Genomic DNA, 16824 nt, shown 5'->3' with positions numbered 1-16824 from the left:
CACGCGACATATACTTCGAAATGATCAAAAGGTTGCCGTCAACGTGAAAATCGCCAGCTGGAATGTCAACTCGCTCAACGTGCGCCTGCAACACGTCCTCGACTGGCTCGACATGGCCAAACCCGATGTCTTGGGACTGCAAGAGACCAAGATGGAAGATGCCAAGTTCCCTGTGGCGGCCATTGAAGCGGCCGGCTATCGCGTGGTGTTCTCAGGACAAAAAACTTATAACGGCGTGGCCTTGTTGGTGCGTGGCGACGCACCGCCCGAAGACGTTCACCGCGGCATCCTGAACTTCGAAGATGTCCAACAACGCGCAATCGCCGGCACCGTGAACGGTGTGCGCATCGTGAACTTGTATGTGGTCAACGGCGAAGCCGTGGGCAGCGAGAAATTCGACTACAAGATGCGGTGGTTCGAAGCGATGCGTGCATGGATTGCTTCCGAGCTCACGCGCTATCCGAAACTGGTGGTGATGGGCGATTTCAACATCGCACCGGAAGACCGCGATGTACATGACCCCAAACGCTGGAAAGACAAAGTGCTGTGTTCAGTGCCGGAACGTGAGGGCCTCGCCGCCTTGCAATCCCTGGGTCTGCATGACGCCTTCCGCTTGAAGCATGAGGACGAAGGCCGCTTCAGTTGGTGGGATTACCGCTTGGCCGCGTTCAATCGCGGTTGGGGCCTGCGCATCGATCTCACCCTCGTGTCGGACGCACTCAAAGACGGCGTGGTAGATGCGGATATCGATGTCGTTCCGCGCACTTGGGAACGCCCCAGTGATCACACGCCGGTCTGGGTGGAAATCGCCTAAAAAGAAGGCCCTGCGTCCATGCAGGGCCTCCGGGTCGCCAAATACATTGGCAATGTCAAAGCAGTGCTTGACCGGCCGGGTTCAGCGGGCGCGGCCACGCGTGATCAAGTTGACGATCAACAGCAACACTACGGCGCCGATCAAAGCGGTGATCAGATAACCGACCCAACCCGCACCAAGATTCAAGCCGACCATCGGCAACAAGAAACCGCCGAGGAAACCACCGATGATGCCGACAATGATATTGAGCAGGACACCTTGATTGCCGTCGCGGCGCATCATGATGCTGGCAAGCCAACCTGCAATACCACCCACGATCAACATGACGATAAAATTCATAAACGTTCCTTCCTGTGTAGTTTTGAAGTTCGCCTTCGTGGAAGGCTTGCACACAGTCTCTTGTCGCCCTTGTGATGAACGCGTCACGAAGTGGGGCTTAAAACGCCGCGAATCAAGCCTCAATTCACCATTGTCAAACTTGCGTCAACGCGAGCAAGGCAGCACGACTGAGCTTGCCCGTTTCATTTCGCGGCAATGCAGCAACATGATGAATGCGCCTCGGCAAAAATACCGGGTCAACAAAATCCCGTAAGTAATCAAGGATTTGCGCGTCATTCACGGCTCCGACCACCACCGCCTGCATGCGCTGTGTCCCCGAACCACTTGTTAGGTGTGTTTGCAGCATTGCGCCGTCCTGCACCCCGGGCACCTGCAATAACAAACGGTTCAGGTCGGCGAGCGAGGCGCGCTTGCCCGCGATCTCCAACAAGTCCGCATGACGGCCTACCAGTGCGAATTGCGTCCCGTCCGACGACAACGAAACGATGTCCGAAATGCGTATCCGCGCCGGGTAGGCATCGCGCGTGACCCAAGTACCCGCTTCCTCCGGCGTCAACGTTACGTTTTCATACAACGTCCAATCCGTGGTGCGCGCGGTTTGCCGATGCGCGATGACGCAGGTTTCCGTCGAGCCGAACAGCTCTTGTACTTCGCATCCGAATGTCGCTTCCGCAGCCGCCGCCAAGTCAGCCGCCAGTGGCGCGGTCGCACTCAAGATGCCCGCCGCTTTTGGAAAGGCAACGTCCGCGTTCACCAACGCCCGCAAGTGCACGGGCGTCGACACCAACAGGGGCGACCGTGCGCAGTGGGCCAATACCTCGGCCAAATCACCGGGAAAGAACGGGCGACCCTCATGCACCGCGAAGTTCTCGAACAGCGGCAATAACACGCTGGTCTCCATGCCGTACATATGTTGTGGCGGCACAGTGGCGACAATCGGCATTGTTTCTTCGCCGGACACCAAATTTTTCAAGCAGGTCGCATTGTCGCGCGTGGTTTGTTGCATCGATCCCCAGGACTTCGGATTCGCAGAAGGCGCCCCGGTACTCCCCGACGTGAACACGATCACCGCCGTCTGATCGGCCGCGATGCTCGGCACTGCTCGCGATTCGACCTCGCCCAAAACCTTCGGCATCACCAAGGTCGCCCCCGGTACCGAGCCGGTGTCGCCGATGATGATGCTGCCCGGATAGCGCGCGGCGATATCGGCAATCACTTCCGGCGCACGCGAAGGCGGCATCAAACTGATTTGGCCGCGCATCGCTGCCGCGCACAGCGCCACCAAGAAGTGGTGTCGCGATTCGCAGACATTGATGACGGTCGGCGCTTCCGGCAGCTGCGCGGCCAGTGCGGTGACTTGACGCAAGAACCGCGCCCGATCGACAACGCTGCCGTCGGCGCGCAACAGGAGGGCGGAAGCGGGATCACCCCGGAAGAGCGGCACGCTTGCGTTGGTCATGGTTTTTGCGAATCAATATGTCACCCTATGCAGCCCATAGCTTAAACGCACACGATGTCCCGGTTGAACGATCGCGCACGCACACCTGCCACCGTTTGGCTGCGTCTGCCGGATATGGAACCGGCGGAAGGACTGGTGCGCGAGTGGCTGTCGGATCAGTTGGGGATCGCCAAAAACGACATCCGCTTTGAACGCGATGCGCAAGGTCGCCCGCGCCTCCAAGCCCCGCTGGCGCATATGGATTGCAATTGGAGCCACAGCGGCGGTTTCTTGTTGGCAAGTGTGGTGACGCACGCCCGCGTCGGGGTCGACATCGAGCTCATCCAGCCGCGACGCCGCATCGACGACATCGCCGAGCGATATTTCACGCCGGCAGAGCAGGCCTGGCTCGGACGTTTGAACGGCCGCAACAAGGTGCGCGCATTCCACCGGCTGTGGTGTTGCAAGGAGGCCATATTAAAAGCGCACGGTCGCGGGCTGTCGTTCGGTCTGGATCGCCTCGAGCTCTTGCCGGATACCAAGCGTCGGATGCAATTGCAGGCCATGGATGCCGAGCTCGGATCGCCATATGCATGGCAGCTCGAAGAATGGATTCCCGCGGCAGGCTACGTTGCAGCGCTTGCAGTCAAACGCGCCTGATTCATACTTGTCGGCATGAATTCCGGCACAGCACTCGATCACTTGTCCCCCGACCTCGCCCGCGGCATCGCGGCGTTGGGTCTGGATGCCGGGACATTGACGCCACCGCTGATGCAGTATCTCGCGCTGCTGCACAAATGGAATGGCACTTACAACCTGACCGCGATACGCGATCCCGCGGACATGATTCCCAAGCATTTGCTCGACTCGCTGAGCATTCTCCCGCACATGCAAAGCGGCGCCTTGGCAGATCTTGGCACTGGCCCGGGCTTGCCCGGCATCCCGGTGGCATTGGCCCGGCCCGACATCCAAGTCAGCTTGGTGGAAAGTAACGGCAAGAAGGCGCGCTTCATGCGCGAAGCGATTCGCGTGCTCAAGCTCCGCAACGCCCGTGTCGTCGAGGCGCGTATCGAAGCCGTGGACGAACCGGGCGCCTACACCCAAATCACCGCGCGCGCTTTGGCCACCTTGTCCGAGATTCTCGCCTTCGGCGGTCACTTGCTGGCACCCGAGGGCCGTCTGTTGGCCATGAAAGCACGCACCACCGAGGTGGAAGCCGAAGCGCTGCCCGCCGGCTGGGTCGTGGAGGCGAGGCACGTGCTGGCGGTCCCTGGCCTTGCCGCCGATCGGGAGTTGGTGGTCGTTCGTCGCGGGGCATGAAGCGCCGCAAGGGGCTGGCATAATGGACGACCGGGTCGCATGAGCGACCGTTCACCAGGCAGACAATGGCGCGGATCATCGCTGTGGCAAACCAGAAAGGTGGCGTTGGCAAGACCACGACGTCCGTCAACCTCGCTGCGGCGCTGGCAGAGACCGCGCAACGCGTGCTGTTGGTCGACTTGGATGCGCAAGGTAACGCCACCATGGGCAGCGGCATCGACAAGCGCGAATTCGAAGCCGGCACCTGCGACATCTTGCTGGAAGAAGTGAATGTCGCCGACGGCATCGTCAAATCGCCTGAAGGCTATGACCTGATGCCGGCAAATACCGATTTGACCGCCGCCGAAATCGCCCTCATGGACGAAGCCGGACGCGAACAGCGCTTGAAGCGCGCGTTGGATCCGCTGCGCGACGAGTACGATTTCATCATTGTCGATTGCCCGCCGTCCTTGTCGCTGCTGACTTTGAACGCATTGACCGCCGCGGATGGCGTATTGGTTCCCATGCAATGCGAGTACTACGCGTTGGAAGGCATCACCTCACTCGTCGAAACCATCAATGCTTTGAAAGGCAAGTTGAATCCGACACTCGCCATCGACGGCATCCTGCGCACCATGTACGACGTCCGCAACAACCTGGCCAACTCGGTGTCGGCGGAATTGCAAAGCCATTTCGGCGATGCGCTGTTGCAGACCGTCGTGCCACGGAATGTCCGATTGGCCGAAGCCCCGAGCCATGGTCAAAGCATCATCAAATACGACCGTTCATCGCGCGGTGCCGTGGCCTACTTGGGCCTTGCCGGTGAACTTGTTCGTCGTCAGCGCGAACGCGCAACTCCGGCACGTTAAGCAAGGAAAAGCATGAGTACGCCAACGAAGAAAAAGGGCCTCGGCCGTGGATTGACCGCGTTGCTCGGGAATGATGTCGTCATTCCCAAGGCCGAAACGCCGCAGCCTGGTGACAGCTTGGCCACCTTGCCGATCGACCAACTGCAAGCGGGCAAATACCAGCCGCGCAAACAATTTCCGGAAGCACAGCTCGACGAATTGGCCGACTCCATCAAGGCGCAGGGCGTCATCCAACCGATTGTCGTGCGTGCGCTTGCCAAGGGCAGCTATGAAATCGTGGCCGGTGAACGTCGCTGGCGTGCGTCGCAGCGCGCGGGCTTGACCGAAGTGCCGGTGGTCATCCGCGCGTTGGACGACCGTAGTGTCGTTGCCATGGCGCTGATCGAAAACATCCAACGCGAAGACCTCAACCCGCTGGAAGAAGCCAACGCCTTACAGCAATTGATTTCGGAATTCGGTTTGACCCACGCCGAAGCGGCGCAAGCCGTCGGCAAGTCGCGCACCACAGTCACCAACCTGCTGCGTCTGCTCGAACTGCCGGTCGCCATCCGCGAACTCATCAACAGTCGTCAGTTGGAAATGGGTCACGCGCGCGCATTGCTGACATTGGCGCCGGAACTCGCTGCAAAACTGGCGGGTGAAGCGGCCAAAGAAGGCTGGTCGGTTCGCGAGGTCGAGCGCCGCGCACAAGCGTTTGCCGCCGGCAAAGTGCCCGACGCACGTGCGGCGAAAAAGCCCTTGCCGGTGAACGATGCCGATGTCGCCGCACTTGAACGCGAGCTGGGCGACACCGTCGGTGCACGCGTACAAATCCAACAAGGTCGGAAAGGCACGGGCAAGCTGGTGATCCATTACGGCAGCCACGATGCCCTCGATGGCCTGCTGGAACGTCTGCGTAAATGACCGAGCCGCGTCCCGTGCTGGTGACCGGTGCCGCCGGCTTCATCGGTGCCTATGTCATGCGCGCCTTGGCCGAACGCGGCATCCCCGCGGTCGGGCTCGACAATTACAACGACTACTACAACCCGCAACTCAAACGCGATCGGGTCGCGGCACTGTGTCCGGACGCCGACATCCGCAGCTTGGATCTCACCGACAAGGAAGGTTTGACGGCGCTGTTCGATGAAGTGCGGCCCACTCGCGTCATCCACTTGGGTGCGCAGGCGGGCGTGCGTTATTCGTTGGAAAATCCACGCGCCTACGTCGACAGCAATATCGTCGGGTTCACCCACATCCTCGAGCTTTGCCATGCGCACTCGGTAGCGCATTTGCTCTACGCCAGTTCGTCGTCCGTCTATGGCGACTCCGCAGTCACGCCGTTTTCGGAAGACCAGCGCATCGACAAGCCGCGCTCTTTCTATGCGGCGACGAAGGCCGCAAACGAATTGATGGCGTATACGTTCTCGCAACTGTACGGCCTCAAAGCCACCGGACTGCGCTTCTTCACCGTCTATGGTCCGTGGGGCCGTCCTGACATGGCGCCGATCCTGTTCTCGCGCGCGGTCATCGCCGGTCGCGCCATCGATGTCTACAACCATGGGCAGATGCGTCGCGATTTCACCCACGTGAGCGATATCGTGGCGGGCATTCTCGGTGCGTTGCATACACCCTCGACCGAAGCGGTACCGCATCAAGTGTTCAATCTCGGCAATCACACGCCGGTGGCGCTTGAGCACTTCATCAACGTCATTGAGACGGCGGCGGGCCGGCCCGCGGTGAAAAATTACAAACCGATGCAGCCGGGCGATATGCTGGAAACCATGGCAGACACCACTCGCGCACACGCCGCGTTCGGATTCGATCCGATCACGCCGCTCGAGCAGGGGTTGCCGCCGGTCGTGGCTTGGTGCGAGATGTATTACGGAGAGAAGGCATGAACGAAGCCCCGCAACTTTCTGTCGTGGTGCCGGTCCATAACGAGCAAGACAACATTGCACCGCTGGTCGGCGAGATCACGCAAGCGTTGCGCGGCTTGATTCCGTTTGAAATCGTCTATGTGGACGACTTGTCCAATGACAACAGCTTGCAGGTCTTGCGCGATTTGAAAGCCACGACACCCGAGCTTCGCGTGATTCGTCACGTCAAGAACAGCGGCCAGAGTACGGCGGTTCGCAACGGCGTGAAAGCCGCGCGCGCGCCTTGGATCGCGACGCTGGATGGTGACGGCCAAAACGATCCGGCCGACATCCCGAACCTCCTCGCCGAGCGCGCCAAAGGCGACGCGCAAACCAAGCTGTTCGCCGGATGGCGCGTCAATCGTCAAGATTCCGGTTCGAAACGTTGGGCGTCGAAGTGGGCCAACAAAATCCGTTCGAACATGTTGAAAGACGACACGCCTGACACCGGCTGCGGCATCAAATTGTTCGAGCGGGATGCCTTTCTCGACCTGCCCTACTTCGATCACATGCACCGGTATCTGCCTGCGCTGATGCAGCGTGCCGGTTGGAAAACGGTGAGCGTGCCGGTCAACCACCGTCACCGCACCAGCGGTGTGTCGAAGTACAACAACTTGAATCGTGCATTGGTCGGCGTGCGTGATTTGCGTGGCGTTGCTTGGCTCATCACTCGCAGCCGCCGCACACCGGTGGAAGAGCTCTGATGCTGCTGCAACTTGCGCAAGACCTGGCGGCCGCCGCGCCGCCGAGCGCCATGCACGCACCGATTGCCTGGCTGGAATGGACCGGCGTGCACATGTCGGCGTGGAAGGTCATCGGCTGGGTCGGTGCCCTCATGTTCGGCGGTCGCTGGTTGGTGCAGTTCATTGCCACCAAACGCGCGCGCAAGCCGGTTATCCCTCGCGCCTTCTGGTACATGAGCATTGCCGGAAGCCTGATGACCTTGGCCTACTTCATCTTCGGCAAGAATGATTCGGTCGGGATTTTGCAAAATCTGTTCCCGTCGTTCACCGCCATTTACAGCCTCTATGCCGACATCCGCCATCGCGGTTGGCATCGCGATCGCGCCGAACACTGATCCGGCGTAAAGTGTGATGCATCCGGGGTCAGGGGCGGCTGCATGAAAATCATTTGGGCTTGGTTGATCGGGCTGGGTCTGTTGACCGGGTGCGCAAGTAGCGCGCATCGCGGATCACCCCCGTGTTGTACGGTGCCGACGCCGGTGGCGGCGACTGCCAATGCTGACTTACCGCCCCCTCCGCCGCCGCCTCCCCCGCCACCGCCCCCGCCTCCGGCAGCCCCCAATAACGGCGCACTCGATGCGATCGCCATGCCGGTCAAGAATCGCCGCGGCCCCGCTCGTGCGCGCGCGCCCGGCCCGAGCAATTACGCGCGCATGCGGGTTTTTTATGCCACCGACCGTGCCCCCGCACGGGGCTTCGCCAGCGTTGACCAAGACAAGAAGTACACCGGCACCCGCGGCCCGATGGCGTACGGTCAAGCCTTTGTCAGCATTCCGCGCGGCCACGTGCCGGGTGAACTCGAAGCGCCGTCCATTTTTCGCTTGGAATTCCGCGAAGATCCGAAAAAGCATGTGGTCTTGCTCGACACGGTGCCGCAAGCCAAAAACCTGTTCCTGCGAGATCTCAAAGCACGCGTCGCGGCCTCGAAAGGTCGCAACTTGTTCTTATTCGTGCACGGCTACAACGTGTCGTTTGCTGACGCCGCCCGTCGCACAGCCCAACTATCCTATGACTTGTCGTTCGATGGCGCTCCGATGTTTTTCAGCTGGCCCTCGCAAGCCAGTCTCTCCGGCTACACCGTGGATGAGGCGAACATTGAATGGTCGACACGGCACATCAAGCAGTTCATCGCCGACATGGCCGACCAATCCGGATCGCCGAACATCTACTTGATCGGGCACAGCATGGGCACCCGTGGCTTGACCCGCGCCCTGAAGGAACTGGTGGCGGAGCGTCCCGATTTGCGCGGTCGATTCCGGGAAATCATCCTCGCGGCGCCGGACATCGATGCCGACGTGTTCCGGAACGACCTCGCACCGGCACTCGCCAAAGCCGGTCGCCGGGTGACCTTGTATGCCTCTTCCAAAGACATGGCCCTGCGCGCCTCCAAAAAAGTGCACGGCTATCCCCGGGCCGGCGATGCGGAGTCCGGCATCCTGATCGTCAGGGGCATCGATACGGTCGATGCCTCCCGCGTTGACGACAGCATGCTGGCGCACTCCTATTTCGTGGAGTCGGTATCGGTCATCAAGGACATCGCCTCGATGTTCAGAATGCGCCTGGCGGCCGCGCAACGCTCCTCCCTGCGGGCGATCAAGACCCGCTTCGGCCAGTATTGGCGCATCGAACCGGGCGCGCGCTGAGCCGATTTGCCCGTCGAGGCGCTTTCTGGCACAATGTCGGGCTCACTGCGCCCTACCGTTTGGTGGTCTGGGGCGGGAACACGATCTTCCCCGGCGCATTTTCCCCGTATCGTGTGGCAATTTCAGGATTGCCGGGGCCGCCGTCACCCGGGCTACGGGCGACAACCGTTTTTGATAGAGGTGCACAATGTCCCGCGTATGCCAAGTAACCGGCAAGCGTACCGTGACGGGTAACAACGTCTCGCACGCAATGAACAAAACCCGCCGTCGCTTTCTTCCCAACCTTCACGAACGCCGTTTCTGGGTCGCTTCTGAAAACCGTTGGGTGAAGTTGCGTCTTTCCACCGCGGCCTTGCGCACCATCGACAAGAACGGCATCGACGCCGTGCTCGCCGACCTGCGTGCACGTGGCGAAAAGATCTAAGGAGAAGAGACCATGGCATCGAAGCGCGACAAGATCCGCCTGATTTCTTCTGAAGGCACCGGTCATTTCTACACGACCGACAAGAACAAGAAGAACACCCCGGGCAAGATGGAAATCAAGAAATACGACCCGGTCGTGCGCAAGCACGTCATCTACAAGGAAGGCAAGATCAAGTAATCCTTGATTGCAGCGTCCACAAAAAACCCGCCTTTCCGGCGGGTTTTTTGTTGCGCGACTTTCAGTGATTTTTGCGATCAGCCACCAACTGATCCACCACCGCCGGATCGGCCAGCGTACTGGTGTCGCCCAGTTGGTCGGTCGCGTTCTCGGCGATTTTCCGCAAAATACGCCGCATGATTTTTCCGCTGCGCGTTTTCGGCAAAGCCGGCGCCCACTGCAGCTGATCCAACAGGGCAATCGGGCCGATTTCCTTGCGCACCAAGGCCACGATTTCCTTCGCCAAGGCATCGTCGGCCTCGACGCCTTCTTTCAACGTGACATAGGCGTAGACACCCTGCCCCTTCAAATCATGCGGATAGCCGACGACGGCCGCTTCGCTGACCGACGGATGCAAGACGATAGCGCTCTCGAGTTCCGCCGTGCCCAAACGGTGACCACTGACATTGATCACATCATCCACGCGCCCGGTGATCCAGTAGTAGCCGTCGGCATCGCGGCGACAACCGTCACTGGTGAAATACATGCCCGGATAGGTCTTGAAATAGGTTTCGATGAATCGTTGGTGGTCGCCGTAGACCGTGCGCATGATGCCCGGCCACGCATCCAGTATCACGAGATTGCCTTCCGCCTCGCCGGTCAAAAGTGTCCCTGCTGCGTCCACCAACGCCGGCTGCACGCCGGGCAGGGGCAAACTCGCCGAGCCGGGTTTCATCGCCGTGGCGCCGGCTATGGGCGAAATCAGGATGCCGCCGGTTTCGGTCTGCCACCACGTATCAACGATCGGGCATCGCGCATCGCCGACCACGTCGTAATACCAACGCCATGCTTCCGGATTGATCGGTTCACCGACACTGCCCAAAAGACGTAGCGATTTCCGCGAGGTGCGTTTGACCGGAGCATCGCCTTCGCGCATCAGGGCACGAATCGCCGTGGGTGCGGTGTAGAAAATGGTGACCTTGTGCTTATCGACCACCTCCCAAAAACGCGAAGCATTCGGCCAGCTCGGCACACCTTCGAACATCAGAACCGTCGCCGCATTCGCCATGGGTCCGTACACCACATAGGAATGTCCGGTAATCCAACCGACATCCGCGGTGCACCAGAAAATGTCGTCGGGCTTTTGATCAAAAACGGTTTTGAACGTATAGGCGGCGTAAATCAAATAGCCGGCAGTCGTGTGCAACACGCCTTTGGGTTTGCCCGTGCTGCCCGAGGTGTACAGGATGAACAGCGGATCTTCTGCATTCATGGGTTCGGGTGCACAGGTTTCCGGTTGCCCGTCCATCACCGCGTCATACCACCGGTCACGTGGCATTTGCATGTCTACCGTCGAAGGGCCGTGTCGCACCACGAGGACCGTTTGCACTGAAGTGGTGCCAGGCAAATTCAACGCATCATCGACATTCTTTTTCAGCGGCGTGTACTTGCCGGCGCGCGCGCCTTCGTTGGCCGTGATGATGAGTTTGCTGCCGCAGTCTGCGACGCGATCTGCAATCGAATTGGCGGAGAAGCCGCCGAAGATGACCGAATGGACGGCGCCGATACGCGCGCAGGCCAGCATGGCAATCGCCGCTTCGGGAATCATCGGCAAATAGATACTGACCCGGTCGCCTTTTTGCACGCCCAAGTTTCTTAGCGCGTTGCCAAGCTTGCAGACTTCCGCGTGCAATTCCTTGTAAGTCAGCGTTCGCGCCGGTGCATTCGGATCATCCGATTCGAATATGATCGCTGTCTTGTCGCCGTTATCGGCTAAGTGCCGGTCCAAACAATTGACGCTGACATTCATCTCGCCGTCTTCGAACCAACGGATACGGAAATCGTTCAAATCGAATGACGTGTTCTTGATGCGCGTGGGTGCACGCAGCCATTCAAAATCCTGTGCCACTTCGCGCCAGAATGCTTCCGGATCTAGAACCGAGCGGCGATAGCGGACTTCACTCTCTGCCTTCGAAACGTTGGCATCTCGTGCAAACGCGTCGGCAACTTCATACAAGGATTTCAGCTCGGACATGCGGACTCTCCGAAGAAACAATGGACTCTGACTGCCATGCGCAGCCAGTGACTTCTTGCACATGCTCTTACCGGTGAGAGGCGCAGCATGGAAGATTCACTCCCCAAAGGATACTTCCTGTGAACCTGCCTTACCTTCAACGCGGCGCGCTGGCAGTGGCCGTCGCCTGCGCCTTGACCGCGTGCCCGCAAACGCCGCCGCCCGCCGCCGAAGCACCGCCGGCCCAAGCCGCCGCGCCCGCGAAAAACACCATCGGCATCGACACGGCCGGCATGGATACCAGCATCGCCGCCGGCGACGATTTCGATGCCTATGCGAATGGCGGCTGGCTGAAGACCGCACAAATTCCGGACGATCGCTCCAGCACCGGTATTTTCTTGAAGGTATTTGAAAAAGCTGAGCAACGCACCAAAGATCTCGTCCAAGGTCTGGCGGCATCGAAGGCCGCGCCGGGCACCGACGCCCGTCGCATCGCGGACTACTACGCGGCATACATGGACGAGGCAGGCATCGAACAGCGCGGCATCGCCGCTTTGCAGCCGACGCTGGACGGCATCGCCGCGCTCAAAGACAAGACCGATCTCTCCCGTGCCTTGGGTGAAACCCTGCGCGCCGATGTCGATCCCTTGAACGCCACCAACTACCACACCGAACACCTGTTCGGCGTGTTCGTCAGCCAAGGCTTGTCGGATCCGTCGCGCAACATGGCCTACTTGTTGCAAGGCGGTTTGGGCATGCCCGATCGCGATTACTACTTGTCTAAAGATCCCGCCATGGTGGAGATTCGCGGCAAGTACAAGACCTACATCGCCGACCTGTTGAAGCAAGCCAACGTCGCCGATGCCGACAAGAAGGCGGCGGCCATTTACGCGCTGGAAGAGAAAATCGCGCGCGCACATGCGCCGCTCACCGATACCGATGACGTGCACAAGGCCAACAACCCGTGGCCGGTGGCAGAGTTCGCCAAGAAGGCGCCGGGCCTTGATTGGACGGCCTTCTTGAAGGCCGCCGGCTTGGAAGGCCAAACCACCATCAATGCATGGCAACCCCAAGCCATTTCCGGTCTCTCCGCGTTGACCGCCAGCGAATCCTTGGACACTTGGAAAGACTGGATGACGTTCCACGCCATCAACGAAAACGCCGGTTTGTTGCCGAAAGCCTTCGACGACCTGTCGTTCGGTTTCTACGGCACGACCTTGAACGGCACGCCGAAGCAACGTGAGCGTATGAAACGCGGCCTTGCACGCGTCAACAACGATCTGGGCGATGCGGTCGGCAAGTTGTATGTGGAAAAATATTTCCCGGCGTCTTCCCGTACCGAAGTGCAACAACTGGTGTCAAACCTGTTGGCCGTGTTCCCCGAGCGCATCGACAAACTCGATTGGATGAGCGCCGAAACCAAAGCCAAGGCGAAGGCTAAAGTGGCGACCATCAAGGTCGGCGTCGGCTATCCGGACAAGTGGCGTGACTACAGCGCTTTGGAAATCAAAGCGGATGATCCGATCGGCAACCATCAGCGCGCACAGTTGGCGGAGCTGAAGCATCAACTCGCCAAGTTGAACACCGCACCGGACAAGGGCGAATGGTGGATGACACCGCAAACCGTCAATGCAGTGAATTTGCCGCTGCAAAATGCCCTGAACTTCCCGGCCGCCATTTTGGAAGCGCCGTTCTTTGATCCGAATGCCGATGCAGCCGCCAACTATGGTTCGATCGGTGCGGTGATCGGCCACGAAATCAGCCACAGCTTTGACAACCTCGGTGCCGAATTCGATGCCGACGGCAAACTGCAAAACTGGTGGACCAAAGCCGACGCGGATCACTTCAAGGCCAGCTCCAAGAAGTTGATCGAGCAATACAACGCGTACGAAGCCTTGCCGGGTCTGCATTTGAACGGCGAACAAGAACTCGGTGAAAACATCGCCGACTTGGCCGGCCTCGCCGTCGCTTACGACGCCTACCAAAAATCGCTGGGCGGCAAGCCGGCACCCGTTATCAACGGCATGACCGGTGATCAACGATTCTTCCTGGCATTCGCGCAAAGCTGGCGCACCAAGACCCGTGAAGCGGCGCTGCGTGCGCAGATCGTCGGCGACGTGCACGCCCCCGGCAGTTTCCGTGTCCGCACCGTTCGCAATATCGATGGCTGGTATTCCGCGTTCGACGTCAAAGAAGGTCAGAAGCTTTACCTGAAGCCGGACGACCGTGTGCGTATCTGGTAATCCTGACAAGCAGCGTGCATAAAAAAACCCCTCTCCAATGGAGAGGGGTTTTGTTTTTTCGGGTGCCAAACTTTCGGGATTATTTGCCCAGGTCGGGCGAATCCAAATTCAACTTCGACACATCCAAGCGCACCGCACCTGCCGGAATCTTCGTTTCAAAGTCCTTAGTGTCACCCACTACCACGAAGTTCAAACCACCGGGCTTGAAGTACTTGCCGGCATAACTTTGGACTTGTGCGGGCGTCACGGCATTGATGCGATCAATGAAGCGGTTGGCCTCTTGCAAGTCGATGCCTTGCACGGCCAGATTGCCGAGCACCGAGGAAAGACCGTCGGTGGACTCAAGTCCCATGGCGTAGTTGCCGGTCAAGGTGGCTTGACGGGCCGTGAATTCATCAGCAGCCACCGGTTCCTTGCCCAATCGCAACGCCTCGGTGCGCATCAGATCAACGACCTCCATCGACGAGGGGTTCTTCGTCAATGCAGAACCGGTCCAGGCCCCGCCGGCCGCCAAAGACTGCAAGCGGGAATTCGCGCCATAGGAGAGCCCGCGTTTGATGCGGATTTCCTGGTTCAAACGCGCCGAGTACGAACCACCGAGAATCGCATTCGCCAAGGTGCCGGCGTAGTAGTCCTTGTCTTTGCGTGCGGTGGCCTGAACGCCCATCGACACGCCGGATTGGCCCGCACCCGGTTGGTTGATCACCCACAACGCACCTTTGCCGCCGGCAACGGGCTTGGCGGGGGCAGTCGGCAACAAACTGTTCGGCGCAGTCCACTGTCCGAAATATTTGCTGGCCAATGCCTTCGCCTGCGCAGGGGTGATGTCACCTGCGAACAACAGAATGGCTTGGTCCGGACGCCACATCGCCTTGTATTGCGCGGCGACATCGTCGCGGCTAATTTTCGGCAAGGACTGCGGCGTGCCCGATGCGGGGTGACCATAGGTATGGGCGCCGTACACCACGCGCGACAGCGCCAGCGAAGACACCACGTTCGGACGGCTCATCGATTGCTTCAAACCGTTCAACGTTTGGGTGCGCAGCCGTTCCAGTTCCTCTTGTGCGTAGTCCGGTGCCAACACCGTATCCGACATCAGCGCCATGGCCGCATCCAACTTCGGCGTCGCCACGGTAATATCCACACCACTGGCATCCCAACCGGTCGTGACATCCAAACTGCCACCGAGCGCTTCCGCGGCTTCGGCGATCTGCGCGGCAGAACGGCCCTTCGCACCCTTGGTGATCAGTTCACCGGTGAAATAGGTCAAACCCGATTTGTCTGCCGGATCATGTTCCGCACCCGCGCGCACCATCAAGTTGGTGGTGACCAAGGGCAGGCCGGGACGCGTCACGGTAATCACACGCAAACCGTTCGGCAAGGTGGTTTCGACCGCCGTCGGAATGCTCACTTTGGGCGCCGGACCGGCTTCAGGCGGCGCGCTCGGGAAGTCGGCAGCCTGCGCGGAGCAGGCGAACGCAATCGACAGCGCAAGTGTGCGTGCTACAAACGGTGTCTTCTTCATTTCGCGGCTCCCTTGCTGTCGGCTGCAGCGGTTTGTTCGGGCAAGTAATCAATCGTGACCTTCTTGCCGTCGAGGACGTATTTCTTCAGCACGCGCTGTACATCCGCGGCAGTCACCCGTTGGAACTCGTCAAGACCCGTGTTTGCACGCGAGGCATCGCCTTCGATGATCAGCGCCGAGCCCAACATCATCCCTTTGCCCTGCGCCGACTGCATGCGCGTGAGTCGCGAGGTCAACACCTGGGTTTTCACCTTGTCGAGCTCGGCATCGCTGATCTCACCGGTGGCGAGCTTGCGCACTTCATCCAACATCATCGCTTCTGCTTCGGCCGGTTGATGGCCTGCGTTCAAGATCGCGAGCAAGTAAAACAGGCCCGTATCGGTGCGTGCGTCTAACGCCGCAGAGGCTTGCAAGGCCACCTGCTCTTTGTAAACAAGGCGTTGGTAGAAGCGCGAAGACTCCCCTTGCGACAACAACGCCGAGGCGACGTCCAAGGCAGCCATGTCGGCGTTGTTGGCCGGCGGCACCAGCCAATCCACGACCACGCCCGGTGTCGGCGCGCTCGGGCTCTTCACAGTGTAGCGCTTGTCCGCGGTTCGCGCCGGTTCTTTCACCGTCACGCGCGGAATCGCGGTGGCGGGTTTCGGAATCCAGGCGAAGTATTGATCAACCCAGCCGTCCAGCTGCTTTTGATCGAAATTGCCCGACACGATCAACACCGCATTGTCGGGACGGTAATAGGTCTTGTGGAAATCAATGACGTCCTGCACCGAGGCCGCGTCAAGATCTTCGATGCTGCCGATGGTGGAACGCTTATAGGGATGCGCGGTGTACGAATAGGTGCTGATGGCATTGAACAAGCGACCATAAGGATTCGACAAGACGCTTTGGCGATATTCCTCTTGCACCACGGCGCGTTCCGACTTGAAGTTGGCTTCATCCACGTTCAAGTTCGACAGACGCTCGGCTTCCGCCCACAACAAACGCTGCAAATGATTTGCCGGCACCGACTCGAAGTAATTCGTGTAGTCGTCACTGGTGCTGGCATTGTTCATGCCGCCGACGTCTTCGGTCATGCGGTCGAACTGTTCGGACTTCATGTTCTTGGTGCTCTTGAACATGATGTGTTCAAACAAATGCGCGAAGCCGGAACGCCCTTGCGGATCGTTCTTTGAACCCACGTCGTACCAGACCTGGACCGATACGGTCGGGTTGGTGTTGTCCGGCACCGAGATCACGCGCAGGCCGTTGGCCAGCACGCGTTCGCTGAATTGGATTTTCGGCACTTGGATGGATTGCGCGTACACGGGCGCCATCGCGACCATGCCGGCAAGCGCAACCGCCAAAAGGGTTTTGCGCATGAGGGGACCCCCGAAGCTGTGTGGAATCCATCACATTAGCGCAGGTCTGACGCCGCCAGAC

17 protein-coding genes are annotated in these 16824 nt (G+C 59.7%); 12 read left to right on the top strand and 5 right to left on the bottom strand.

The annotated features are described in order from the left end of the window. The first annotated feature begins 43 nt into the window (after positions 1-43). Positions 44-814 (top strand): exodeoxyribonuclease III, encoded by a 771-nt coding sequence (gene xth, locus H8L67_RS01550; protein WP_220380681.1) that lies wholly within the window; start codon positions 44-46, stop codon positions 812-814. Between the two features lie 81 nt (positions 815-895). On the opposite strand, the gene H8L67_RS01545 is transcribed toward xth, so the two are convergent. Together H8L67_RS01545 and H8L67_RS01540 are read right to left on the bottom strand one after the other, a co-directional pair. Beyond that, positions 896-1153, bottom strand: a complete 258-nt coding sequence (locus H8L67_RS01545; protein WP_220380049.1) for a GlsB/YeaQ/YmgE family stress response membrane protein — start codon at positions 1151-1153, stop codon at positions 896-898. Between the two features lie 133 nt (positions 1154-1286). Next, complete coding sequence (locus tag H8L67_RS01540) at positions 1287-2612, bottom strand: AMP-binding protein (RefSeq protein ID WP_220380048.1); 1326 nt, start codon at positions 2610-2612, stop codon at positions 1287-1289. 54 nt (positions 2613-2666) lie between these two features. Between H8L67_RS01540 and H8L67_RS01535 the strand changes: the two genes are divergently transcribed. The 10 genes from H8L67_RS01535 (at position 2667) to rpmG (ending at position 9641) form a co-directional block, all read left to right on the top strand. Next, positions 2667-3251 (top strand): 4'-phosphopantetheinyl transferase family protein, encoded by a 585-nt coding sequence (locus tag H8L67_RS01535; protein WP_220380047.1) that lies wholly within the window; start codon positions 2667-2669, stop codon positions 3249-3251. A 15-nt stretch (positions 3252-3266) separates the two neighbouring features. Continuing rightward, positions 3267-3911 carry a 16S rRNA (guanine(527)-N(7))-methyltransferase RsmG gene (gene rsmG / locus H8L67_RS01530; RefSeq protein ID WP_220380046.1) on the top strand — a complete coding sequence of 215 codons (645 nt, stop codon included), beginning with the start codon at positions 3267-3269 and terminating at the stop codon, positions 3909-3911. Between the two features lie 65 nt (positions 3912-3976). Beyond that, entirely contained in the window at positions 3977-4759 is a 783-nt protein-coding gene (locus H8L67_RS01525; protein ID WP_220380045.1) for a ParA family protein, read from the top strand. A gap of 12 nt (positions 4760-4771) precedes the next feature. Next, positions 4772-5662, top strand: coding sequence for a ParB/RepB/Spo0J family partition protein (locus H8L67_RS01520; RefSeq protein WP_220380044.1), 891 nt, complete (start codon positions 4772-4774; stop codon positions 5660-5662). After that, the gene (locus tag H8L67_RS01515) at positions 5659-6636 is read left to right on the top strand and encodes an NAD-dependent epimerase/dehydratase family protein (protein ID WP_220380043.1); all 978 of its coding nucleotides are present in this window, start codon (positions 5659-5661) and stop codon (positions 6634-6636) included. The genes H8L67_RS01520 and H8L67_RS01515 overlap by 4 nt, the downstream gene beginning before the upstream one ends. Further along, positions 6633-7358 (top strand): glycosyltransferase family 2 protein, encoded by a 726-nt coding sequence (locus H8L67_RS01510; protein WP_220380042.1) that lies wholly within the window; start codon positions 6633-6635, stop codon positions 7356-7358. The genes H8L67_RS01515 and H8L67_RS01510 overlap by 4 nt, the downstream gene beginning before the upstream one ends. A gap of 50 nt (positions 7359-7408) precedes the next feature. Continuing rightward, positions 7409-7732, top strand: coding sequence for a lipid-A-disaccharide synthase N-terminal domain-containing protein (locus H8L67_RS01505; RefSeq protein WP_220380680.1), 324 nt, complete (start codon positions 7409-7411; stop codon positions 7730-7732). A 42-nt stretch (positions 7733-7774) separates the two neighbouring features. Further along, positions 7775-9040, top strand: coding sequence for an alpha/beta hydrolase (locus tag H8L67_RS01500; RefSeq protein WP_220380041.1), 1266 nt, complete (start codon positions 7775-7777; stop codon positions 9038-9040). 187 nt (positions 9041-9227) lie between these two features. After that, the gene (gene rpmB, locus H8L67_RS01495) at positions 9228-9464 is read left to right on the top strand and encodes a 50S ribosomal protein L28 (RefSeq protein WP_220380040.1); all 237 of its coding nucleotides are present in this window, start codon (positions 9228-9230) and stop codon (positions 9462-9464) included. 12 nt (positions 9465-9476) lie between these two features. After that, complete coding sequence (gene rpmG, locus H8L67_RS01490) at positions 9477-9641, top strand: 50S ribosomal protein L33 (protein ID WP_143925763.1); 165 nt, start codon at positions 9477-9479, stop codon at positions 9639-9641. Between the two features lie 61 nt (positions 9642-9702). Here the strand turns inward: rpmG and acs are convergent, their stop codons facing one another. Then, positions 9703-11655: an acetate--CoA ligase gene (acs, locus tag H8L67_RS01485; RefSeq protein ID WP_255555994.1), complete on the bottom strand. Its 1953-nt coding sequence runs from the start codon at positions 11653-11655 to the stop codon at positions 9703-9705. A gap of 125 nt (positions 11656-11780) precedes the next feature. Between acs and H8L67_RS01480 the strand changes: the two genes are divergently transcribed. Continuing rightward, on the top strand, positions 11781-13877 hold the full coding sequence (locus H8L67_RS01480) for a M13 family metallopeptidase (RefSeq protein WP_220380679.1): 2097 nt from the start codon (positions 11781-11783) through the stop codon (positions 13875-13877). 79 nt (positions 13878-13956) lie between these two features. Here the strand turns inward: H8L67_RS01480 and H8L67_RS01475 are convergent, their stop codons facing one another. Continuing rightward, positions 13957-15402 (bottom strand): M16 family metallopeptidase, encoded by a 1446-nt coding sequence (locus H8L67_RS01475; protein ID WP_220380038.1) that lies wholly within the window; start codon positions 15400-15402, stop codon positions 13957-13959. Further along, positions 15399-16763 carry a M16 family metallopeptidase gene (locus H8L67_RS01470; protein WP_220380037.1) on the bottom strand — a complete coding sequence of 455 codons (1365 nt, stop codon included), beginning with the start codon at positions 16761-16763 and terminating at the stop codon, positions 15399-15401. The genes H8L67_RS01475 and H8L67_RS01470 overlap by 4 nt, the downstream gene beginning before the upstream one ends. Positions 16764-16824 lie beyond the last annotated feature (61 nt).

Origin of the sequence: Lysobacter soyae, from assembly GCF_019551435.1 — a bacterium.
Lineage (GTDB): Bacteria > Pseudomonadota > Gammaproteobacteria > Xanthomonadales > Xanthomonadaceae > Solilutibacter > Solilutibacter soyae.
This window is presented reverse-complemented; position numbering and strand designations above follow the sequence as displayed.

Bases quoted from the DNA above. Each gene is read 5' to 3' on its own strand.
- H8L67_RS01545 (WP_220380049.1), bottom strand. From the start codon at position 1,153: ATGAATTTTATCGTCATGTTGATCGTGGGTGGTATTGCAGGTTGGCTT.
- H8L67_RS01540 (WP_220380048.1), bottom strand. From the start codon at position 2,612: ATGACCAACGCAAGCGTGCCGCTCTTCCGGGGTGATCCCGCTTCCGCC.
- H8L67_RS01535 (WP_220380047.1), top strand. From the start codon at position 2,667: ATGTCCCGGTTGAACGATCGCGCACGCACACCTGCCACCGTTTGGCTG.
- rsmG (WP_220380046.1), top strand. From the start codon at position 3,267: ATGAATTCCGGCACAGCACTCGATCACTTGTCCCCCGACCTCGCCCGC.
- H8L67_RS01525 (WP_220380045.1), top strand. From the start codon at position 3,977: ATGGCGCGGATCATCGCTGTGGCAAACCAGAAAGGTGGCGTTGGCAAG.
- H8L67_RS01520 (WP_220380044.1), top strand. From the start codon at position 4,772: ATGAGTACGCCAACGAAGAAAAAGGGCCTCGGCCGTGGATTGACCGCG.
- H8L67_RS01515 (WP_220380043.1), top strand. From the start codon at position 5,659: ATGACCGAGCCGCGTCCCGTGCTGGTGACCGGTGCCGCCGGCTTCATC.
- H8L67_RS01510 (WP_220380042.1), top strand. From the start codon at position 6,633: ATGAACGAAGCCCCGCAACTTTCTGTCGTGGTGCCGGTCCATAACGAG.
- H8L67_RS01505 (WP_220380680.1), top strand. From the start codon at position 7,409: ATGCACGCACCGATTGCCTGGCTGGAATGGACCGGCGTGCACATGTCG.
- H8L67_RS01500 (WP_220380041.1), top strand. From the start codon at position 7,775: ATGAAAATCATTTGGGCTTGGTTGATCGGGCTGGGTCTGTTGACCGGG.
- rpmB (WP_220380040.1), top strand. From the start codon at position 9,228: ATGTCCCGCGTATGCCAAGTAACCGGCAAGCGTACCGTGACGGGTAAC.
- rpmG (WP_143925763.1), top strand. From the start codon at position 9,477: ATGGCATCGAAGCGCGACAAGATCCGCCTGATTTCTTCTGAAGGCACC.
- acs (WP_255555994.1), bottom strand. From the start codon at position 11,655: ATGTCCGAGCTGAAATCCTTGTATGAAGTTGCCGACGCGTTTGCACGA.
- H8L67_RS01475 (WP_220380038.1), bottom strand. From the start codon at position 15,402: ATGAAGAAGACACCGTTTGTAGCACGCACACTTGCGCTGTCGATTGCG.
- H8L67_RS01470 (WP_220380037.1), bottom strand. From the start codon at position 16,763: ATGCGCAAAACCCTTTTGGCGGTTGCGCTTGCCGGCATGGTCGCGATG.